The organism is Duganella vulcania, from assembly GCF_009857655.1.
GTDB lineage: Bacteria > Pseudomonadota > Gammaproteobacteria > Burkholderiales > Burkholderiaceae_D > Rugamonas > Rugamonas vulcania.
This window is the reverse complement of the sequence record NZ_WWCX01000077.1, coordinates 1-21,998: the sequence shown is the minus strand read 5'-3', so window position 1 is coordinate 21,998 and position 21,998 is coordinate 1. Positions and strand designations below refer to the sequence as shown.

18 protein-coding genes are annotated in these 21,998 nt (G+C 65.7%); 4 read left to right on the top strand and 14 right to left on the bottom strand.

The annotated features are described in order from the left end of the window. Window positions 1-7: 7 nt before the first annotated feature. Window positions 8-877: a diacylglycerol/lipid kinase family protein gene (locus tag GTP90_RS27170; protein WP_371875135.1), complete on the bottom strand. Its 870-nt coding sequence runs from the start codon at window positions 875-877 to the stop codon at window positions 8-10. A 37-nt stretch (window positions 878-914) separates the two neighbouring features. After that, entirely contained in the window at window positions 915-1,628 is a 714-nt protein-coding gene (locus GTP90_RS27165) for a phosphatase PAP2 family protein (RefSeq protein WP_161086435.1), read from the bottom strand. Between the two features lie 139 nt (window positions 1,629-1,767). Here GTP90_RS27165 and GTP90_RS27160 point away from each other — a divergent pair, with 139 nt between their 5' ends. Continuing rightward, entirely contained in the window at window positions 1,768-1,992 is a 225-nt protein-coding gene (locus GTP90_RS27160) for a hypothetical protein (RefSeq protein WP_161086434.1), read from the top strand. A gap of 72 nt (window positions 1,993-2,064) precedes the next feature. Here the strand turns inward: GTP90_RS27160 and GTP90_RS27155 are convergent, their stop codons facing one another. Then, complete coding sequence (locus tag GTP90_RS27155; protein ID WP_161086433.1) at window positions 2,065-3,138, bottom strand: AI-2E family transporter; 1,074 nt, start codon at window positions 3,136-3,138, stop codon at window positions 2,065-2,067. An 86-nt stretch (window positions 3,139-3,224) separates the two neighbouring features. Beyond that, window positions 3,225-4,124 carry a LysR family transcriptional regulator gene (locus GTP90_RS27150; RefSeq protein ID WP_443093311.1) on the bottom strand — a complete coding sequence of 300 codons (900 nt, stop codon included), beginning with the start codon at window positions 4,122-4,124 and terminating at the stop codon, window positions 3,225-3,227. 98 nt (window positions 4,125-4,222) lie between these two features. Between GTP90_RS27150 and GTP90_RS27145 the strand changes: the two genes are divergently transcribed. Beyond that, complete coding sequence (locus GTP90_RS27145; protein ID WP_161086431.1) at window positions 4,223-5,236, top strand: zinc-binding alcohol dehydrogenase family protein; 1,014 nt, start codon at window positions 4,223-4,225, stop codon at window positions 5,234-5,236. Here the strand turns inward: GTP90_RS27145 and GTP90_RS27140 are convergent. The 10 genes from GTP90_RS27140 to GTP90_RS37470 form a co-directional block, all read right to left on the bottom strand. Then, window positions 5,233-5,769 (bottom strand): hypothetical protein, encoded by a 537-nt coding sequence (locus tag GTP90_RS27140; protein ID WP_161086430.1) that lies wholly within the window; start codon window positions 5,767-5,769, stop codon window positions 5,233-5,235. The two genes, GTP90_RS27145 and GTP90_RS27140, sit on opposite strands and share 4 nt — an antisense overlap. Window positions 5,770-5,853: 84 nt before the next feature. Further along, window positions 5,854-7,050 (bottom strand): alanine transaminase, encoded by a 1,197-nt coding sequence (gene alaC / locus GTP90_RS27135; protein WP_161086429.1) that lies wholly within the window; start codon window positions 7,048-7,050, stop codon window positions 5,854-5,856. Between the two features lie 102 nt (window positions 7,051-7,152). After that, a complete protein-coding gene (locus GTP90_RS37140) occupies window positions 7,153-7,809 on the bottom strand; it encodes a hypothetical protein (RefSeq protein ID WP_254452071.1) in 657 nt (218 codons plus the stop codon). Between the two features lie 52 nt (window positions 7,810-7,861). Beyond that, on the bottom strand, window positions 7,862-8,716 hold the full coding sequence (locus tag GTP90_RS27125) for an EamA family transporter (protein WP_161086428.1): 855 nt from the start codon (window positions 8,714-8,716) through the stop codon (window positions 7,862-7,864). Between the two features lies 1 nt (window position 8,717). Beyond that, window positions 8,718-12,191, bottom strand: a complete 3,474-nt coding sequence (locus GTP90_RS27120; protein ID WP_175048256.1) for a DUF748 domain-containing protein — start codon at window positions 12,189-12,191, stop codon at window positions 8,718-8,720. A 60-nt stretch (window positions 12,192-12,251) separates the two neighbouring features. Further along, window positions 12,252-12,731: a hypothetical protein gene (locus GTP90_RS27115; protein ID WP_161086427.1), complete on the bottom strand. Its 480-nt coding sequence runs from the start codon at window positions 12,729-12,731 to the stop codon at window positions 12,252-12,254. Window positions 12,732-12,776: 45 nt separating this feature from the next. Beyond that, window positions 12,777-14,630, bottom strand: a complete 1,854-nt coding sequence (gene secD, locus GTP90_RS27110; RefSeq protein WP_161086426.1) for a protein translocase subunit SecD — start codon at window positions 14,628-14,630, stop codon at window positions 12,777-12,779. A 68-nt stretch (window positions 14,631-14,698) separates the two neighbouring features. Further along, entirely contained in the window at window positions 14,699-15,529 is an 831-nt protein-coding gene (locus GTP90_RS27105) for a hypothetical protein (protein ID WP_161086425.1), read from the bottom strand. 48 nt (window positions 15,530-15,577) lie between these two features. Next, window positions 15,578-18,244 carry a TonB-dependent receptor plug domain-containing protein gene (locus GTP90_RS27100; RefSeq protein ID WP_161086424.1) on the bottom strand — a complete coding sequence of 889 codons (2,667 nt, stop codon included), beginning with the start codon at window positions 18,242-18,244 and terminating at the stop codon, window positions 15,578-15,580. Window positions 18,245-18,408: 164 nt separating this feature from the next. Next, window positions 18,409-20,043: a methyl-accepting chemotaxis protein gene (locus GTP90_RS37470; protein ID WP_161086423.1), complete on the bottom strand. Its 1,635-nt coding sequence runs from the start codon at window positions 20,041-20,043 to the stop codon at window positions 18,409-18,411. A gap of 421 nt (window positions 20,044-20,464) precedes the next feature. Between GTP90_RS37470 and GTP90_RS27090 the strand changes: the two genes are divergently transcribed. Both GTP90_RS27090 and GTP90_RS27085 read left to right on the top strand, forming a co-directional pair. After that, window positions 20,465-21,313, top strand: a complete 849-nt coding sequence (locus GTP90_RS27090; protein WP_161086422.1) for a TauD/TfdA family dioxygenase — start codon at window positions 20,465-20,467, stop codon at window positions 21,311-21,313. A 59-nt stretch (window positions 21,314-21,372) separates the two neighbouring features. Continuing rightward, a partial coding sequence (locus GTP90_RS27085) for an MFS transporter (RefSeq protein ID WP_161086443.1) occupies window positions 21,373-21,998 on the top strand: 626 nt, incomplete at its 3' end.

Genomic DNA, 21,998 nt, shown 5'->3' with positions numbered 1-21,998 from the left:
TCCCAAGCTAGTTCGGAACGATGACGCTCAACGCCCCCGCCCGCGAGCGGTAGCACAGCGGCGGCTTCATCAGCGAGACTTCGCCGTCGGTGGCCACCCGCATGTGGTGGTGGCGCGTCTCGATGGTCAGCTCCGAGGCCGACAGCACGTCGAAATCGCGCGTCTGCCCCAGCTTGCCGAGCATGGCGCGCACGCCGTAGCGCAGCAGCCCCAGCCGCGACGGCTTCTGCGCCACGTACAAACAAAGCTTGCCGCTATCGAGTCCCGCGCGCGCGCCCAGCGTCAGGCCCTGTTGGTATTCATTGTTTCCGATGAAGACGAAGGGCGTGCGGCGCAGATGCTCCTCGCCATTGATCTTCAGGCGCACGTTCATGAACGGAAAGCGCCGCAGCGCCGCGAACAGCGCCCGCCCGAACGCCGGCCACTTGCTGCGGCCCAGATGGCGCTGCTGCTGTTCGCGGTCGCGCACGATGTCGGGGTAGATGCCCAGGCCCGAGTTGTTGAGGAAGATGCGGCCGTTGACCTCGCCCACGTCCACCCGGCACACCCGGCCCCGCACCACATTGGCCACCGCCGCGTCCAGCTCCAGCGGGATCTTCAGGTCCTTGGCGAAGTGGTTCAGCGTGCCCAGCGGCAGCACGCCGAGCCGCGTATCCGTGCCGACCAGCACCGAGGCCACCGCGTTGATGGTGCCGTCGCCGCCGCCCGCCACCACCACCGGCGCGCCCTCGGCCACGGCCCGCCCGGCGCGCGCGATCATCTCCGCGCCGCTCCTGGCCAGCGTGATGTCGGGCTCGACGCCGTGGCGGCGGAATTTCTCCGTCAGCGCGGCGGTCCAGCCGCCGCAGTAGCCCTGCCCCGCGCTGGCGTTGACAATGATGATGATGCTGTCCAGTGGATACTCCGTAAACGGTTTATAAGGTTTTGGCTTCGCGCCGCCGGCGCAGCGTCGAGATCGCCGTGATGCAGACCGCCAGCCACGCCACGCTCTCGGCCATCGCCGCCAGCACGTCGCTCAGGTAATGCGCGCCCAGATAGACGCGGCTCAACGCCACCAACAATATCATCATGGCACAGGCCGCCGCCGCACCCAAGCGCACATGCCAGCGCGGCCGCGCGATCATCACATAGCTCGCCAGCAGGCCGTAGAACAAGGTCGCCACCGACGCATGGCCGCTGGGGAAGCTGTACGTCACCAGGCTCACCAGCGGCTCGTCGAACATCGGCCGCACGCGCTGGAAGTGATATTTCAGCGCCACATTCAGCATCGCGCCGGTGGGCACCGCCACCAGCAGCGCCAGCAGCCAGTAGCGGGCGTGCACGCGCCAGAAATACCAGCCCAGCGCCGCCACCAGCACCACCATGCCCGCGCCGGTATGGAGCAGCGACACGCCCAGCATGAAGCTGGTCAGCGGCTCGAAGGCGCGCGCATGGAACCAGTGCGCCACCTGCGCGTCCAGCACGGTGATCGCCTGCTGGCCCATGACGGCGTCGGCCAGATGGCCGAAGACCGCCACGGAAACCAGCAGCAGGACCAGCCCGGCGGTCAGATGCAGGCCGAATTCGCCTCCCGGCGACAGTCTTGCTTCAATGAAACGGATGAATTTGCTGAAAATTTGGTGCTCCAAGGGCCCTAGCCGTGCAAGTTGTTGGAAAAATCACGAAAAAACGAATTTACTGTTTATTTGCACAGTACCTGTTTATTCATACAGTAGTTATGCTATTCTGAACTCCTCGTTAAACACTACTCCTCCAAAAGGAAACGTCATGACTACAATGCACAGCAGCTTTAGCTCCCGCTTCGGTCTCGAATACATGCCGACCTCGTTCCTGGTGCGCATGGGCAAACGCGAACTGCTGGTATGCCGTGACTTCCGCAAGCGCTACTACGCGGTGAACCCGATCATGGAATGCGATACCGGCGTGCAGGCAGGCCATCTGGAAGTATTGATGTTCCGCCGCTGGTTGTTGATCCTGTCGAAGGCTCACTAATGGTTGCCGGTGCCAGTTGCCCGATCCAGTCGCAAGACAGGCCGGCCAACGCCGCTGCCTCGCTCGCGCTCCTCACCTGGGTTTGGCAACTGGCGTACCGTCATCAAACAGATTCGCCTCGTACCACAGCGTCACAAACAGCACCATCACAACAGGACCGATAAACAGTCCGACCAGGCCCAGGGTCTCGACCCCGCCCAGGATACCGAATAGTACGGCCAGGAACGGCAGCCGCGTGGCGTTGCCGATCATGCCCGGCCGTACAAAGTGATCCGCCACGAACAGCACGATCGTGCCCCACACCGCCACCGCGATGGCGGCCGGCACCGCGCCGTTGAACACCAGCACCGCCGCCGCGCTGACAAAGGCCACCGGCGCACCAAATGGAATGATAGCCAGGATACCCGTCACCGCCGCCCACAGAGCGGGGGACGGCAGGCCTGCGATCGCGTAGCCGATGCCGATCAACACGCCCTCCGCCAAGCCCACCAGCACCAGGCCATTGACGGTGGCGCGGATCGCCGTCGGGATTTTTTCAGCGTAGCGCGCCCAGCGCTGCTCGCTGAAGCAATGGCTGCCGATGGCGGTGATCTGGCGGTTCAGCGCCTCGCCGTCCTTGTAGAAGAAGAACAGGCACAAGAAGGCCAGGCCGAAATCGACCAGCCGGTGCATGAAGCCCACGCCGGCCACCTTGATCATGTCGCTGGCCGAATGCAGGCCGTTGATTTCGCGCTCGGACAGCAGGTGCGACAAGCCGTGCGGCTGGCTCAGCGTGGCCTGCCACCAGTCGCTGATCCACTCGCCCACCACGGGCAGGTGCGCGATGAAGGCCGGCACCGGGATGCCGTCGGTGTTGGCGCTGACCAGGTAGTTGGCCAGTTCCGGCGCCTGCCTGGCGGCCTGCGCCACGCCCAGCGACACCGGCACGATGAAGACGGCCGCGCAGATCAGGGTCAGCGCGGCGGCGGCCAGCACGTCGTGGCGGCCGAAGCGCGCGCGGATGCGCTTGTACAGCGGCCACGTCGCCACGCACAGGATGCCGGCCCACACCAGCGGCAGGAAGAAGCGATGCATGATGAACGCCGCCAGTGCGATCAAGGTCAGGGAAAAGCCGGCACTGAGGATATCGCGCTGGGTTTCGGTCATCGGAGTATCTCCTGGTCAATATTTGGGGGCTATGGTAAGCGCATTTGGCCCGGCCGCACACGCCGGTGCAAGGTTTTAATTATTTTCTAAGCTTTTGCGCAGCAAGCACGCAGGAAATCCCTCAGTTGCAGCACCGTCGGCGTGATCTGCGCGCGATGCATGCACAGCATGTTGAGCGGCGCCGGTTCGCCCAGTATCTCCGGCATCAGGATCTGCAGGCGCCCGCTGCGGAGATCGTCCGCCAGGTCCAGCCGCGACTTGTAGGCGATGCCCAGGCCAGCCACCGCCCAGCGCCGCACCACGTCGGCGTCGTCGGCGCTGCGGTTGCCGCTGACGTGCAGGGCCAGCGGCTCGGCGGCGGCGTCGCGCTGGAAGGTCCAGCGGTCGTGCACCACTTCGTCCACCATGAAGCGCAGGCAGTTGTGGCGCAACAGTTCGTTCAGGTCCTTGATCCTGCCATGCTGGCGGATGTAGTCCGGCGAGGCCACCAGCACGCGGCGGTTGTCCGGCGCCAGCGGCAGCGCCACCAGGCTGGAATCGTCCTGCCGGCCGTAGCGGATGGCGAGGTCGACCGGCTGCCGGTACATGTCCGACACCCGGTCGCTGATGCTGAGCTGGAAACTGACCTTGGGATAGTGCGCCTGGAACAGGTCCAGCCAGCCCACCATCATGTTGCGGCCCAGGTCGGACGGCATCGATATCTTCAGCGTGCCGCCCAGCGTTTCCTGGCCCTGGATCAGCGCGTCGTGGCCCTCCTTCAGCAGGCGCAGCGCCTCGCGCGCGTTGCCCAGGTAATGCTCGCCCTCCTCCGTCAGCCGCAGCGAGCGGGTGGTGCGGGCAAACAGCCGCAGCCCCAGTTCCCCCTCCAGCCGCTTGACGGCGGCGCTGGCCAGGGCCGGCGAGATCTCCAGCTCGCGCGCGGCGGCCGACAAGCTGCCCCGGTCTGCCGTGCGGACAAAGACCGTCAAATCATCCAATCGCAGCACTATCTTCATTCCTTTGAAAGTGTTTCGCTATTCAGCCTCTTTTTCAAGGCTGCGAAATAAATGATGATACTCCCATCCTTAATCGACCGGAGTATTCCATGAAAGCCGTTGCCTACCGCAAGTCCCTCCCCATCACCCACGACGAGGCCCTGATCGACGTCGACCTGCCGGCGCCGCAAGCGACCGGCCACGACCTGCTGGTCGAAGTGAAGGCCATCTCGGTCAATCCGGTGGACGTGAAAATCCGCGCCAACATGCCGCCAGCCGAAGGCGAGAGCAAAGTCATCGGCTGGGACGCGGCCGGCGTGGTCAAGGCGGTCGGTCCCGACGTCACGCTGTTCCAGCCGGGCGACGAAGTCTGGTACGCCGGCGCGCTGATGCGCCCCGGCACCAACAGCGAACTGCACCTGGTGGACGAGCGCATCGCCGGCCACAAGCCGCGCAAGCTCGACTTCGGCCAGGCCGCCGCGCTGCCGCTGACCGCCATCACCGCATGGGAATTGCTGTTCGAGCGCCTGGAAGTGAGCCGCGACAAGGGCGCGTCCGGCCAGTCGCTGCTGGTGATCGGCGCGGCGGGCGGCGTCGGTTCCATCCTGGTGCAGCTGGCGCGCCAGCTGACCGGCCTGACCGTGATCGGCACCGCCTCGCGTCCCGACACGGCGGCCTGGGTGCAGGAACTGGGCGCCCACCACGTCATCGACCACACCAAGCCGCTGAACGAAGAGATAGCCCGCCTCGGCCTGCCACCGGTGAACTACGTCGCCAGCCTGAACCAGACCGACCAGCACTGGAACGCCATCGCCGAGCTGGTCGCCCCGCAAGGCAAGGTCGCGCTGATCGACGACCCGGCCGCCATCGACGTGCGCCTGCTGAAGCGCAAGAGCGTGTCGCTGCATTGGGAATTCATGTTCACCCGCTCGATGTTCGCCACGGCCGACATGCAGAAGCAGCACCAGCTGCTGAACGATGTGGCCACGCTGGTCGATACCGGCGTCGTCAAGACCACGCTGGCCGAACGCTACGGCAAGATCAACGCGGCCAACCTCAAGCGCGCGCATGCCCTCATCGAGAGCAACCGCGCCAAAGGCAAGATCGTGCTGGAAGGCTTTTAAACGGCTGGCGCCTCGCCCGTGCGGGCGCGCTCCAGCGCCTGGCGCGCGCGCAGCATGGCCAGCGCAGCGTTGTCGTGCTCGGCCAGCGCGTCCTGCATGGTGCAGGCGGACACGCACGAGCTCTCCAGTATCTGCAGGAACTGCGCCTGCCGCCGCCGCAGCCCCGGCGACTGGTAGCCCAGCTGGTCGAACATGCGGCCGATGTCGAGGCAGTGGCTGCGCAGCTCCCACATGGTGCTCTTGGTGACTTCGATATCGTTGCGCATGCTGAGGTCGACGTCGATCAGTTCCAGCTGCGCCGCGCCCTCGCCCGCATAGGCGCGGATGGCGGGCAGCCACTGCTCGAACTTGCCGGCGATGCGCTGGATGCGGATGATCTTCTGGTCCAGCGTGCGGCAATAGTGCCAGCACAGCCAGCATACCGGCAGCCGCGCCAGGATGCGCGGCAAGCCGACCGATTGCAGTGTGCGTTCAAGTTTCCTGACGGCGTCGAGCAAACGACGCGTGCTGTCGCTGACGGGAGGGGAAGACATGGTGGATGCTCCTGTAAGAATTCAGGAACACAGTAGCTGCCGCATCAACCCTCGCGTTTGATGCGGCTTAAAGTCCAGGCAGATTTATTCGGCCTTGCGGAACATGGCCTTGATGCCGCGGAGTCCCTGTCGTATCCGCGCCTCATTTTCGATCAGCGCGAAGCGCACATACTCGTCGCCGTAGTCGCCGAAGCCGATGCCGGGCGACACGCACACCTTGGCCTCGGCCAGCAGCAGCTTGGAAAACTCCAGCGAACCCAGGTGCCGGTACTGCTCCGGGATACGCGCCCAGATGTACATCGACGCCTTCGGCTTGTCCACCGGCCAGCCGGCCTCGCACAAGCCCTTGTGCAGCACGTCGCGGCGGCTCTGGTACATCGCGCAGATCTCGCTCACGCAGCTCTGGTCGCCTTCCAGCGCGGCGATCGCCGCCACCTGCACCGGCGTGAAGCTGCCGTAGTCGTGGTAGCTCTTGATGCGCGCCAGCGCCGCCACCAGCTCCTTGTTGCCGACCATGAAACCGATGCGCCAGCCCGCCATGTTGTAGCTCTTGGACATCGTGAAGAATTCCACCGCCACGTCGCGCGCGCCGGGCACTTGCATGATGGAGGGCGCTTTCCAGCCGTCGAAGGTGATGTCGGCGTAGGCCAGGTCGTGCACCACCAGGATGTTGTGCTGCCTGGCCAGCGCCACCACGCGCTCGAAGAACTCCAGCTCCACGCACTGCGCGGTCGGGTTGGACGGGAAGCCGAGGATCATCATCTTCGGCTTGGGATAGCTCTCGCGCACCGCGCGCTCCAGCTCGTCGAAGAAATCGATGCCGGGCGTCATGCGCACCGAACGGATGTTGGCGCCGGCGATCACCGCGCCCCAGATGTGGATCGGGTAGCTGGGATTGGGCACCAGCACCGTGTCGCCCTGGTCCAGCGTGGCTAGCATCAGGTGCGCCAGGCCCTCCTTGGAGCCGATGGTGACGATGGCTTCCGAATCGGGATCGAAGTCGACCTCGTAGCGGCTCTTGTACCACTTGGTGATCGCGCGCCGCAGGCGCGGTATGCCTTTGGAGGTGGAGTAGCCGTGCGTGTCGGGGCGTTGCACGGTGTCGACCAGCTTTTCGACGATGTGGGCCGGCGTGGCGCCATCGGGATTCCCCATCGACATGTCGATGATGTCTTCGCCGCGACGGCGCGCCGCGAGCTTGAGCTCGGCGGTGACATTGAAAACGTAGGGAGGCAGGCGATCGATGCGCGAAAAGCTGCGCGGAGTTTGGGTGTCAGTCATGGATGTCTCACGTAAGCGCCCGGAACCGTCCGAGCGACGTCGATGCAATGTCGCATCGGCATCCATACTAGCCGAAGGGTTCGGCTTTTTGCAATAGCCTTTTTACGCGCTGGCTTGTTTTTCCTGGTCGCTGAACCACTCGAACAGGATCAGGCCGACGATGGAGGCGATCGGAAACAGGCACACGCAGATGATCACCCACAGCACCGGCGAACGTCCCAGCCGTTGTGCCGACAAGCCGATGAACACCAGGTGCACGATGAAGCTGACCGCGATCCCGATGCCGGCCAAGATCATCAGCGGCACCGAGTCCAGGGTGTGCTTGTTCAGCGGCGGCAGGAAGGCGGCCACGCACAGCACCCACACAATCAGCGAGACAGTGGCGGCGGCGATCGGTTGTTGCGCTCGTTCGATTTGCATGGGTGACTCCTCCAGTAAGCAGCTATGCTGCCACGAACTAGTCACAAATGCAACGCGGGTTATTTGGTGGGGGGGCAGTTGAATGACGATGGGCGCCGGCGCCGCGCAAGGAGGTGCGGCGCTATTCAACACAAAAGCCATGGCTATGATGGCAGCCAGCCCGCTGCAGGTGACCGTGCCGACGATCCACTTGATCATCGTGGCGCTGAATTGGGCCAGGTCCGCCTTGGTCACCATATTGGCCTCAATGCGGTCCAGGTGGGTGTCGATCCTGTCGAAACACTCGCGCATCTCGACGACAGATCCACCCGGGCCGGTGACTTTGGTTTGGATGTTCATTCAACCATCTTAGACACCAGCGCCAGCCGCACGCAAGCCCAGCGGGCCCGATTCAACGCAAAGAAGTCAGCGCCGAGGCCAGTACGATGCTGGCGATGGCCAGCCATTGGGTCAGCGTCAGATGCTCGCCCAGCACCACAAAGCCGGCCAGCGCGCTGAGCGCCGGCGCGGCGCTGCTGAACATGCTGAAGGTGCGCGACGACAGCGTGCGCATCGACAGCATCTCCAGCGTGTACGGCAAGGCGCTCGACATCACCGCGATCGCCAGGCCGATCAGCAGATACGCCGGCGTCAGCAGCGCCGCACCGCCGTACCAGCCGCCGATCGGCACGATGAACAGCGACGCCGCCAGCATCGCCCACGCCACCGACTGCCCGCCATGCATCACCGACACCCGCTTGCCGTACACGATGTACAAGGCCCAGCACACCGCCGCGCCGGCCGCGTACAGCACGCCAACCGGATCGAGCTGGTCGACCTTGCCGTGAATCGGCAACAGGAAATACAAGCCCACCGCGGCCAGGCAGACCGCGGCGAAATCGCGCGGCCGGCGCGACGACAGCACCGCCACCGTCAACGGCCCGGCCACCTCGATCGCCACCGCGATGCCCAGCGGGATGCGGTCGAAGGAGCGGTAGATCAGCAGGTTCATCAGGCCGATCACGCTGCCGTAGATCGCCACGTTGACGCCCTGCGCCCACGTCAGCGGCGTGCGCCACGGGCGGAAGATCAGCAGCATCAGCACCGCCGCGATGCCGACACGGTAAGCCGTCACACCTTCGACACCGACCAGCGGGAACAGATGCTTGGCCATCGCCGCGCCGAAGTTCAGCGACAGCTGGCTGGTCAGCAGCGCGAAGCCCGCCAGCAGCGCGCTGCCGCCCGCATGTTGTTTGGTATCGGCCATCCTATTTTGCCGACAGGCCGAGCTTCAGCGCGACCGGCTTGCCGGCGCCACCCTCCACCGGCTCCGGCCCGCCGGTCTGCGCGGCGGCGGCATCGACGCCCTCGCCTTTCAACGCGGCCAGGATCGCGGCCGAACGCTTCGCGCCCAGTTGCTGCAAGGCGTCCGCCGGCAACGGCTGCTTCTGTTCCAGGCGTTCCTGCAGCTTGGCGTAGAAGGCCGTCGCGTCCGCCACTTGCGGTTCGCCCTGCACCAGCTTGCCCAGGCGCTGCAGCATCGGCAGTTTCTTTTGCGCGGCGTCGGCAGCGGCCGTATCAGCGCCGGCGACAGGACCGGCTGCGGCTTCGGCGGCCTTCTTCTGCTTGTCCAGCTCGGCCGCGCCGAAGCGCTCGGCGTACAGGTCGCGCACCGCGCCGCGCACCTTGCGCTGTCCCATGTCGAGCGGGCCGGGCTGCTCGCCCGCCGCCAGCTTGATGTCGGCGCGCGCCAGCACAACGCGGCGCAAGGCTTGCGCGCGCAGGGCCGCGCCATCGGCCTGTTCGCTGTACTGGCCCGGCACCGACAACTTCAACTGCGCCTTCTTCGCCAGGATCTGCGCCACCTGCTTGAGCTTCTCGCGCTCCGGCGGCAGCAGCGTGTCGCTGCCCGGATCGAAGTCGATGGCCTCCAGCTTGTCGCCGCTGATGCCGAACAGATTGCCCAGCGCGCGGAACGGCGAGGTGACGATCTTGCTCATGATGTTGCCGATCGCCTTCCACACCACCGAGCCGTAGCTGAACTGCGGATCGTTCATGTTGCCCGAGACCGGCACGCCGAGGTCGATGCGCCCGTCGCTGTCCTTCAGGATGGCCAGCGCCAGTTCCAGCGGCAGCTTGAGCGCGTCCGGACTGTCGATGCGTTCGCCCAGGGTCAGGTTGTCGAGCACGATGTGGTTGTTGCCCTCCAGCTGGCCCTTGGCCACCTTGTACTCCAGGTCCAGCGAGATCTTGCCTTGCGCGATCTTGTAGCCGGCGAACTTCATGCTGTACGGCGAGGCCGACACCATGTCGACGTTCTTGAACACGACGTTGATGTCGGTGTTGTCGGCCGGGACGAATGGGTTGAGCTTGCCGCGTATGCGCGCCAGGCCGTAGTCGTCGACGCGGCCGTCCAGCTCGATCTGGCTGCTGCCGTCGCGCCTGGACGACAGGCCGGTGATCACGCCGCCCAGCTCATAAATCTTGGCGGAGAATTGCGGCCGCAGGCTCAGGTCGGTGAAGGCCAGCTTGGCGTTCTCGAAGCGCACGCGGCGCACCTTCACCGGGAACGGTTCCGCGGCCGGCGCGGCAGCGGCAGGCTTGGCGGCAGGCGCCGGCGCGGCCGGCTGCGTCACCAGCAGGCGCTGGGCGTTGAAGCTGCGGTCGTTCTCGATGATGAGGGTGGCGTCCGGCTCGATGACGCGCAGCTCGGCCACATCCAGCAGATCCGGCGACAGGCCGAAGGCCAGCTTGTCGGCGCGTACCGATTTCCAGTGGGCGAAGCGGTCGTTGTCTTCCTCGTTCAGGGCGAGCTCGGCGACTTCCAGCGAGCCGTCGTAGCGCAAGCCAGGGTCAGCCTTGCCGCCGGCGCCGGTGTGCAGGCGCCCTTGGCCCGAGATGCTGCCGTCGGCGATCTTCAGCTTCACGTATTTGGACAGCAGCGGCTGCACCGGTGCAATCGCCAGCTTGGTCAGCTTGAGGTCGGTATCAACCGCGCCGGTGGACGGCACCACCTTGCCCTTGGCCGTCAACTGCCCACCCTCGCGCAGCGCGACCGCGCCGTCGAACGCCAGCGGCTTCTTCAGGTCGGTGCTGGCGTCGGTCAGCTTGAGGTTGAAGTCTTGCAGATTGCCTTTGATGCCGCTGCTCGCGTCATCGTAGCGCGCGCCGAACATGTTGAACTCGACGGTCTTGATGTTGGCGGTCCATGGCGCCGAGGCCGGCGCATTCCTGGCCGGCGGCTGCGCGCCGCTGCCCGCTTTCGGGAAAGTGTCCAGGAACCGGAACCGGCCCTTGCTGTCGCGCGACAGGTCCAACTGGCCGCCATCGAAATGCAGACGCCCAAGACTGGCGCGGTGCGCGGCCAGGTCGATCTCGCCGCCTTCAAAGCCCAGCTGCGCCAGCTTGAGCGGCGTCATCGCGCCGCTGCTCAGCGCCAGGTTATCCAACGAGAAGGCGGCATCGGCGATGTTCAGCTTGAGGCCTTCGGCGGTCGGCTCGGCCTGCAGTTGCAGGTTCAGCTTCAACTTATCCGCATTGAATTTCAGCGCGGGGCTGACAGTCTCGTCCACCGCCGCCACAGCGATATCGTCCAGCGCGAGCTGCTTGAGCTGCACTTTCCAGTTGCCCGCCGGCGCGGGCTTGGCTGCCGGCGCAGATGCGACCCCGGCCGCAGTTGCTGGCGCCGGCTTCGGCGCGACCACGGGCGCGGGTTTCGCAGGAGCAGGCGCGGCAGCCACCATCAGGTTCGCCACATCCAGCCCGCCCTTGGCATCGCGGCGCACCGACAGCGTCCCGCCGCCGGCATGCAGGCCGCCAACGGTCACCGTGCGCTTGAGCAGATCCACGCCTACATCGCTGACATCGAACAGCTTCAACTTGACGAACGCCTCGGCCGCGCCATCGCGCTTGACCACCAGGTCGTTCAACGCCAGGGCGGCGCCGGACAGGTTGGCCTCCAGCTGCCCATCCTTGTAAGCGAACTTGTACGGCAGCTTGGCCGACAAGCGCCCATCCACCACCGCCACCCGCGCAAACGACTTCAGATAAGTCGACATCCCCGGCAGCGCCACGGCATCGAGCGTCAGCACGCCGCTGCCGCCGATCGGATTAAGCGCGTTCGTGCCCTTCCAGCGCAGCTTGCCGCCCAGGCCGGCGTCGGCGCTCAGCGTGTAATCGCCATTCTCATCAGGCAGAGTGCTCAGGTTGTTCAGCGTGAACGCGATCGGCGTAAAGGTGTCGTTGTAGCCGGCGTGGCGGTCATGCATATCGACCTTGCCCTGCTCCAGCGCGAAATGCTCGATGATCAGGCGTGGCATGCCGCTGTCGCTGTCATCGTGCTTGCGCTTGTTAAGCGTCTCGACAAACTCGGCGATATTGAACTTGCCATCCGGCGCGATGGCCAGCTGCACCGTGGGCGCGACGATGCGGATATCTGCAAAACTCCAGGCGCGGCGCAGCAGCGAGCGCCACTGCATTTCCACCTCCAGCCCGCCGACACCGAACAAGGGTGTGCCGTTGGCCTCGGTCAGCTGGAACTGCTGCACGGCCAGCCGCAACGTAAACGGATTGAAACTGACTTCACCGATGCTGGCCTTGCGCTCCAGCTCGGTCTCGACAAACTTTGGAAGCTGGCTCTTGATCGCATAAGGCAGCAGCCAGCTGCCCGCCAGCGCATACACCCCCACCGCGCCGGCCACGCCCACGCCCCATCGCTTCCATCGTTTGTTCAAAGCCTGCAAACTATTCCCCTGAAAATTTCTCTCACAGGCAACAGTATAGCAAGCATGGCAATACCGGGCTTACTTGAACACGGAACAGTATTGCTGGTTGTCCTCGATATTCTGGCCCGGCTGGCCATCGGCCGAGATCACCTTCAGCCAGCCATCCGGCTTGGCCTGCGTCGGTTTCTTGCCGCAGTTGGTGTGCACCCAGTGGATGCCCACGCCGCCGTCCGTGTACAGCTGGCCGCAGGCTTCCACCCGGTCGTTCACGCGGATGCCGCTCAGCGATGCCGGCACGGTCTTCTGGTTCGGCACAAAGCCGCTGGCGAAGACATTATCGATCGCCACGTCGTAGACCTTGCCGTCCTGGTCCGATTTCATCTTCAGGTGGGTGTGCGACAACTCCACTCCCTTGCGGAACTGGCCGTGGGAAAACTTCGGCCCCTTCACCACCACACCACTGCGATAACTGCCGGCGGACGCCGCGCATGTGGCCGCTTCATCGGCATGGGCGGCAAACGCACCTAGCAACGCGCAAGCAAGCAATAGCTGTTTCATGGGATCTCCTTGATGAGGTTAAGAACAGCCATTATCCCTCACCCGCTACTTGCCGCGCCAGACAGTGCCGATGGACAGCGAGGCCAGCTTCTTGCGCCGCCCGTACCACAGGTTGACCACGCCGCGCGAGACGAACACCGCCGAGAACATCGACGTCAGGATGCCCAGGCAATGCACCACCGCGAAGCCGCGTATCGCACCGGAGCCGAACACCCACAACGCCACGCCGACAATCAGGGTGGTCACGTTGGAATCAAGGATGGTGGCCCACGCGCGGTCGAAGCCGGTGGCGATGGCCTGCTGCGGCGTGGCTCCGCCGCGCAGCTCCTCGCGGATGCGTTCATTGATCAGCACGTTGGCGTCGATCGCCATGCCCAGCGCCAGCGCGATCGCGGCGATGCCGGGCAAGGTCAGCGTGGCCTGCATCAGCGACAGCAAGGCCAGCAACAGCAACAGATTGCAGGCCAGCGCCAGCACGCTGAAAAAGCCGAACAGCATGTAGTAGCCGATCATGAACACGGCAATCGCGGCGAAGCCGTAGATGGTCGAATGCAGGCCCTTGGCGACATTCTCCGCGCCCAGCTGCGGGCCGATGGTGCGTTCCTCGATGATCTCCATCGGCGCCGACAGCGCGCCCGAGCGCAGCATCAGTGCCAGGTCGGCCGCGTTTTGCGCGGTGCCGACGCCGGTGGTGCGGAAGTGCGCGTTGAGCTCGCTCGTCAGCGTGGCCACCGAGATCACCTCCGGCTTGCCGGTCTTCTCGATCAGCACGATGGCCATGTGCTTGCCGACGCGGTCGCTGGTGGCGGCCGACATCTTGCGTCCGCCCGCCGTGTTGAGGTCGATGAACACGGCCGGCTGGTTGTTCTCGTCGGAGCCGGCGGTCGCGCTGGTGATGTAGTCACCGGTCAGCACGACGTCCTTGTACAGCACGGCCGGCGCATCCCTGCCCATCGTGTACAGCTGCGAGTTCAGCGGAATCTCCGCACCCATTTCCGTGCCACGCGTGATCGTCTCGTCGACCATGTGCACTTCCAGCGTGGCGGTGCGGCCAATGACGGCACGGGCGCGCGCCACGTCCTGCTCGCCGGGCAGCTGCACCACGATGCGGTCCGGCCCCTGCTGCTGGATGATGGGCTCGGCCACGCCCAGCTGGTTCACCCGTTTGGACAAGGTCGCGATATTCTGCGCGACGCCGTCGTTGATGGTCTGCTGCAGCGCCTCGGGCTTGAGCCGCACAACGGTCTTCAGCTGCGCGCCGTCGGCGATATCGGCCAGCAGCAGCTCCGGGCCCTGGCCGGCGATCAGGTCGTGGGCCTTCTGGCGCGTGGCCTCGTCGCGGAAGCTGATCTCCACCGTCTCGCCGACGCGTGTCATCCCGCCATGGAACACGGACTTGTCGCGCAGCACACTGCGCAGCGAGGACTGCACGCCCTGCAGCTTCTTGTCCAGCACGGCCTTGGTGTCGACCTGCATCAGGAAGTGCACGCCGCCGCGCAGGTCCAGGCCCAGGTACATCGGCAACGCGCGCAGCTTCTGCATCCACTGCGGCGTGTCGGACAGCAGGTTCAGCGCGACAAGGTAGTTAGGATCGGCGGTGTCGGCATTCAAGCCTTTCTCCAGCACCGACTTGGCGCGGAACTGCGTATCGGGATCGGCGAAGCGCGCGCGCACCGAGGCGTGCTCGCTATCGAAGGCCACGGCGCTGAACGGCACCTGCGCCTGCTTGAGCACCGCCTCGACCTTGCCAACCAGCTCCGCGCCCACGCGCACGCTGGCCTTGTCGCTGCTGACCTGCAGCGCCGGCGATTGTCCAAAATAATTGGGCGCGGTGTAGAGCGCGCCCAACAACACCGTGATCACAATCACGATGTACTTCCACAGCGGGTAACGGTTCATTCTTAATCGCTTTTTAAGAAAAGACCGACCTAAGCTGCGGCTGCCTGCATCGATTGCAAGCCCGACAATTAATTATTTTTCACGTCGCCCGGCTGGCTGTATTTGCGGAACTGTTCGCGCATGTGGCGCAGCTTGGCCGCTACGCTGGCGTCCTGCATCGCGTACAGGTCCAGCCGCGCGGCGTAGTCCGGCGTCATCATCCAGCCGAAGGTTTCGGCCTTGTCCTCTTCCTGGCCGTAGCTCGAATACAGGCTGACCACGCCCGGCTTGGCGTGGCCCACGTCCTGCAGGTTCTTGCCGTAGAACGTGGCGCCGCCCTTGCCGTAGGTGAGCCCGGCCGGGTTGAGCGCCAGCCACGCGGGATCGGCGTGGTAGTAGTCGTTGTGCTCGCGGTAGTCGATGAAGTGGTAGAACTCGTGGTGCACGCGCATCTCCATGCCGGCCGGGCACAGCTTGGCGCTATTGTCGGCGTAGGCCACGCTGTCGACCTCGGCCATCGGCATCGCCAGCCGGCGCTGGCCGCCCACCGCCAGCTCCTTCACCAGCACGATGTTGTGCAGGCGGACGTTGGCGAAGAACGCGGACGGATAACGTTCCAGCCCCGGCAGCACCACGCTCAGCAGACGATGCAGGCGTTGGCGGTCCGGCTCGCTGTCGGTGAAGGCTTCGGCGCTCGCGCCTTCGCTGTTCAGCTCCCACTGCGCGTTCAGGTTCAGCGCGGCCAGGCGGCGCGTGGCGGCCTCGCGCAATTGCGCCAGCGTGGCGTCGGCCGGCGCCACGCTCGGGTATTGCAAGTCCCAATGGCATTCGACGCGCAGGGCGTCATTGTTGTGATCGATAGGCGCGATGGTGCTGCAGGCCGACAGCAGCGCGCTCAGCACAAGAAGAATTCTGTACATGGGAAAACTCATAAAGCGGCGCCGGCACGGGGCCGGCGCCTGGGTTGGTTACTTGAACTTGTAGCTGGCGGTCAGCTGCACGTAGCGGCCGAGCTGGCTATGGTAGGCAGTGCCGTAGCCCTGCAGGTAGGCCAGCTGGCTGGCGTCCATCGGCGCTTCCTTGTCGGCCAGGTTCTGCACCGACAGCGACAGCTCCAGGTTGCGGAAGCCCTTGTAGCCGATGTAGGCGCTGGCCGTCAGCCACGAGTGGACGTCGCACAGCTGCGGGTTCGCCGCCTGGAACGAACAGGCCGTGTCCGGCGTGCTCTTGACCGAGTAGCCGCCCACGTAGTTCCAGTTGATGCTGGCGTCCCACGGGCCGCGATCCCAGGCCACGCCGGCGCGGCCGCGGTTCTTAGGCTGCAGGTAGTAGCCGACGTAATCGACCGGATCGTTGCCGGGCACGTCGGTGCTCTCGTAGCTGTTCATGCGGTTGTAGCTGGCGCTCAGCGACACGCGGCCCCAGTCGCCCACGGTGAAGCTGCCGCGCGCGTCCACGTCCACGCCGCGCGTCTGCGTCGACGACAGGTTGGCGGTGATCAGGCTCAGGTGGTCGAGCTTGCCGCTGACCGGGTTGCGCACGATGCGGTCGGCAAACTTGGCCTCGTTCTCCAGCAGGTAGCTGGCGCTGATGGTGGACAGCTCGTCGCGCCGCTTGATGTGGTACGCGTCGACCGACAGCGACCAGCCCGGCACCGGCTCGGCCACGAAGCCCACCGTCAGGCTCTTGGATTTCTCGGCCTTGATGTCGGGATTGGCGCCGGTGGTGAAGGCCACGTAGCGTTCGCAGTCGTCGTTACCGGCCGTGAACACCGGGCAGCGCTTGGGATCGAGCACCTTGGTGTAGCCGTTGGTGTTCCCGGCGTGCAGCTCCGGCAGCGACGGCGCGCGGAAGCCCTCGGCATAGGTGCTGCGCAAGGCCAGCTGCGGCAGCGGGCTCCATTTGATGCCGGCCTTGGGCGTGAAGGCCGAGCCGAAGTCGCTGTAGCGGTCGGTGCGCGCGGCCAGGCTCAGCTCGACCGTCTTGAGCACCGGCGCCGACAATTCGCCATACGCGGCGGTCACGCTGCGTGAGCCATTGGCGCCGGTCATGCCGATCAGCTGGATCGAGCCGTCGGTGAACAGCTGGTCCGGCATGGCGTCGAATTTCTCGTGGCGGTACTCGGCGCCGACCGCGATCGACAGCGGCCCGCCCGGCAGCGTGAACAGCTCGCGGTTGCCGTGCACGTCGACGCTGCTGGTGCTGGTGTCGGCGTGGTTGTTCAGCTCGGGATACAGGCGCGCCATCAGTGACGGATCGTTGCCGCCCGGGTTGTGCAGCAGGAAGCTGTTGCGCACCAGGCCGTCCGCGTCGAGCACGTCGTTGATCAGCACCTTGTCCTGGATGTAGCCGTGGTAGCGCGTGTCGGTCAGCGAGCGCGAGAACATGGCCGCCGCCTCCACGTCCCACTTGCCCAGCGTGCCGCGCGCGCCGAGCGTGCCGCGCATGTTGCGGCTCTCGCTGGCGATGGTGGTCGGCACATCGTTGAACACATAGCGCACGCCCACCGTCTTGCCCCACTTGTTCTGCGGATGGCTGGCCGGCAGCAGCAGGTAGCTGATGGTGGTGCCCGGCGCGTTGCCGTACAGGCCGTACTTGTCGACCAGGTCGTTGGTGTAGGCGCCGTAGGAATTGGTGGCGTAGCTGTACATGCTGGATGCCTGGCGGCTGCGGCTGAGCGCGGCGTCGCCGAACATTTCCCAGCCACGGCCCAGGTCGTAGGTCAGCGCGGTGTAGACGTTGTCGCGCTGGCTCTTCGATTGCAGCGTGACGGCGCTGGTGTTGTCGTTGACGCAGCGGCCGTTCAGCGGCGAGCCGGGGTCCACCAGCGCCGGGCAGTCGCCGATGATGCCGAGGAAGCTGCCGCCGGTGGTGCCGGACGCGGTGTAGACGTTGCTGGAGAACGAGGAGCGGCGGTCGGCGAGGCCGTAGCGGCGGAAGTCGGAATCCTTGGTGCGTGGACGGGCGTTGACCAGCACCGGGCTGGTGTCGCGATGGGACAGGCTCAGCAGCCAGTTGTAGCCGTCCTGCGCCAGCGTGCCCTTGCCGTAGGTCAGGCCGATGTCGCCGGTGTTGCCGTCGTGGTAGGCCGAGGTGCCCCCCGAGACCTTCAGCGCCAGCCCCTCGTAGTTCTTGCGCAGGATGATGTTGATCACGCCGCCGATGGCGTCGGCGCCGTAGATCGCCGAGGCGCCGTCCAGCAGCACCTCGATGCGCTCGACGGCGTCGACCGGGATCGAGTTGGTGTCGACAAACGAGGCCGAGCCGAAGCCGAACGGCGCCACGCGGCGGCCGTTGATCAGCGTCAGCGTGGAGCCCGCGCCCAGGCCGCGCAGCGAGATGCCGGCCGAGCCGAAGGCCTGGCCTGGCGTGCCCTCGGACGTGTAGGCGCCGCTGTTACCGGCCGGCAGGTCGCGCAGCACGTCGCTGACGGTGGCCGCGCCCGAGCGGGCGATCTGCTCGGCTGTGATAACCTGCACCGCCGACGCGGTTTCCGCATCGACGCGCTTGATGCGCGAGCCGGTGATTTCCACGCGCGGCGGCGCGTCGGCGCTGACCTGGGCTGCGGCGGTCAAGGGGGCGGCGCCTGCGCACAGCAGGGCGACGGCACGAACGATGGGACGAATTTGCAACATGGACACTCCGTGACAGTTTGATGAAAGGACTTCAACTGACACGGAGTGTGTTTTGTCGGCGTGCTCAGGTCACGGACAGGACTGCTGTTTTTGTACTTAGCTGCTGGCATTCCCATGCCGCAGTGCAAACTGTGGGGCGCTGACCACGCCGGCGTTAGCCTACACTAGCGCACCGCGCCGCTCAGCGCCGGCCACTGTTTGGCGCGCACCGGCCGCATCGCCGGCGCCGCGCCGCGCCCGCCATCCTTGAGGCGGAACACGCTCACCAATTGCGACAGCGTGGCGGCTTGGTCCTGCAAGCCCTGCGCGGCCGACGCCGCCTGCTGGACCAGCTCGGCGTTCTGCTGGGTCACGGTATCCATCTGCGAAATGGCCTGGTTGACCTGCTCGATGCCGGCGCTCTGCTCGCGGCTGGCGTGGCTGATCTCGGCCATCACGCCGGCCATGCTCTGCACGCTTTCCAGCACCTCGTTCATCGTCGCGCCAGCCTCGGCCACGAGCTTGCTGCCGTTCTCCACCTGCCCGACCGATTCGCTGATCAGGTCCTTGATCTCCTTGGCCGACGCGGCCGAGCGCTGGGCCAGGTTGCGCACCTCGGTCGCCACCACCGCGAAGCCGCGGCCCTGCTCGCCGGCGCGGGCCGCCTCCACCGCCGCGTTGAGCGCCAGGATATTGGTCTGGAAGGCGATGCCGTCGATGACGGCGATGATGTCGGCGATCTTGCGCGACGAGGTGTTGATCGCGCCCATCGTGTCGACCACCTGCGCCACCACCGCGCTGCCCTTCTGCGCCACGCTCGCGGCCGAGCTGGCCAGCTGGTTGGCCTGGGCCGAGTTGTCGGCGTTGTGGCGCACGGTCGAGGTCAGCTCTTCCATCGAGGCGGCGGTTTCCTCCAGCGAGCTGGCCTGCTGCTCGGTGCGCGAGGACAGGTCCAGGTTGCCGGCGGCGATCTCGCCCGACGCGTGGCTGATCACGCCGGTGGCGCCGCGCACCTCGCCGACGATCTTCTCCAGGTTGTCGCGCATGGTGCGCATGCCGTACAGCAGGCTGGTGGTGTCGCCGGAGCGGGTCTCGACCGTCACGCCCAGGTCGCCGGCCGCGATCTGGCTGACGATGTCGGTCGCGTAGTCCGGCTCGCCGCCCAGGCTGCGCGTGATCCAGCGCGTGATCAGCAGGCCGCCGGTCGCGCCGAAGGCCACGCTGCCGATCACCAGCCCCAGTATCCAGATCCGCGACGAAGTGTAGCGGCGGTCGCCCTCGACCGCTTCCACCTTGCCGCCGTCGGTGTAGTAGTCGACCAGCTGGTCGACCTGGCCGCGCAGGGCGACGATCAGCTTGTTCGACTCGCCGCGGATCAGCGCGCGCGCCTGGTCGTCGTTGTTGGCGCGGGCGGCGGCGCGGATCTTGCCGTCCTCCTCCATGTAACGCGCCCACATGTCGACGAACTTGGCGTACATGGCCCGCTCCTCGGGGGAACTGGCCAGCACCACGAACTCGTCCTGCATTTTCTTCAGGTCGACCAGGTCCTTGGCGATCACCTGGTCGTATTTGTCCATGTCAGCCACGTTGGACGAGATGATGTATTGCAGCTCGCGGGTGCGGATGCGCGCGATCTGCGACTTGATGTCCTCGATCACCCGGATGCTCGGCATCCAGCGAGAGGAAAACCGCTTGGACGTGTTATTAACCTGAGCCAGTTCCCAGACGGATAAAACCCCCACCAGCACCGTCAGCGCTAATACAGCGGAGAATGCCAGCCCCAGCTTTTGTCCTAGACGCAGCGAATTAAACCATTTCATTATGCTAGTCCTTCAACGTTTAATTTGATAGTAACTGGCCGCTTTGCGGAAGTGGACGGCATTCATCATAGCGCAAGCGGAATCGGCCAAGCGCCGGGTATTACGGCCTTGTAGACTATTCGCAACATATTGTTTTCAAAGCATTTATTAATATCAACAGAAGAAATAATAATTTCCTTTGCACATTAAAAACAACAGTAAACGGAATGGCATGGACTTAGAATATTCGAACTTCTCCAAAGCAACATTCGATTTAATCAAAAAAGGAATTCTCATGTCCAGTTCATTCAATGCAATTAATAATGTCGCTATTACATCGGCGGATATCAACTGGGGAAGCGATTTAAATGCCATCTATGAAATATTAAGCCGCCGTTTCAATGGATTTAATGAAAACGGCTTTTATGCCCACCCGGAGGAGGTGTCGCTGCGGGCTGAATTGAGCGAGGTCGGCGCGCTGGGCAGGCTGACCCGGCAGCTGCGCGGACAGGGCACGAACGGCGTGGTGCTGGGCGGCCTCGGCCTGCAAGGCCTGAGCGAGGACCGCCGCAACGCCGCCCTGTACGCGCTGACGCTAATGCTGGGCTTTCCCACCTCCACCGACCAGCGCACCGGCCGCGTGGCCTGGGACGTCAAATCGCGCCCCGAGGCCCACAGCGCCACCCGCTTCACCACCTTTTCCGAGCGCGTCGGCAGCGCCGACATGCACACCGATTCCTCGTTCTATCCGATGCCGGAGGAACAGTTCATCCTGTACGTGGTGCAGGCGGCCGACTGCCAGGGCGGCCACTCGCTGCTGATCGACGGCGAGGCCATCTACCAGACGCTGCGGCAAACGGCGGCCGGCCAGGCCGCCTACGAGCTGCTAAGCGAAACGCCGGTGCCGTTCCGCGTGCCGGCCGTGTACGCGGCCGGCGACGCCGCCGTCGAGCATTTCGTGGCGCCGGTGTTCGGCCCGCCGCGCCGCGACGGCGACCGCTTCACGCTGCGCTGGCGCTACGACGCGATCCAGAAAGGCCTGGCCGTGCGGCCCGACCTGGCCACGCCGGCCTTGGTGGACGCGCTGGCGCTGCTGAACGAGGTGGCCGAGCACAGCGCGCCGCGCTTCAAGCAGCAACTGCCCACCGACACCCTGCTGTGGGCCGACAACCACCGCGTGCTGCACGGCCGCACCACCTACACGGACGAGCGCCGCCACCTGATCCGCATCCGCATGTCGGACGTGCCGAACGCCGAGCGCATCGGCCCATCCGGCGTGGTGCGCGATTGAGCGCGGGCGCCTGCTCCGCCGCCGAGGCGGGCCTGCCGCCGGCCGAGCGCGCCTGGGCCATGCTGTCGCTGATGACCGGCGTGGCGCTGGCCTCGCTGGACACGGCGATCGCCAACACCGCGCTGCCGTCGATGGCCGCGCAGCTGCATGCCACGCCGGCCGCGTCGGTGTGGATCGTCAACGCCTACCAGCTGGCGATGGTGGCCACGCTGCTGCCGTTCGCCGCGCTGGGCGAGATCGCCGGCTACCGCCGCGTCGCGCTGAGCGGGCTGGTGCTGTTCACGCTGGCCTCGCTGGGCTGCGCGCTGGCGTGGTCGCTGCCGGCGCTGGTGGCGGCGCGGCTGCTGCAGGGCCTGGGCGCGAGCGCGATGATGGCCGTCAGCACCGCGCTGATCCGCGCGATCTACCCGCCCGAGCGCCAGGGCCAGGGCTTCGGCACCAATGCGCTGGTGGTGGCGGTGGCGTTCGCCGTGGGGCCGACCGCGGCCTCGCTGATCCTGTCGCTGGCGTCGTGGCCGTGGCTGTTCGCGATCAATGTCCCGCTGGGCTTGCTCGCGCTGGGCGCGGCCAGCCAGGCGCTGCCGCAGACCCCGCGCGAAGCGCACCGGCTCGACGCCCTGGCGGCGCTGTACAACGTCGGCGCCTTCGGCCTGACGATCCTGGCGCTGGGCGACGCGGCCCACGG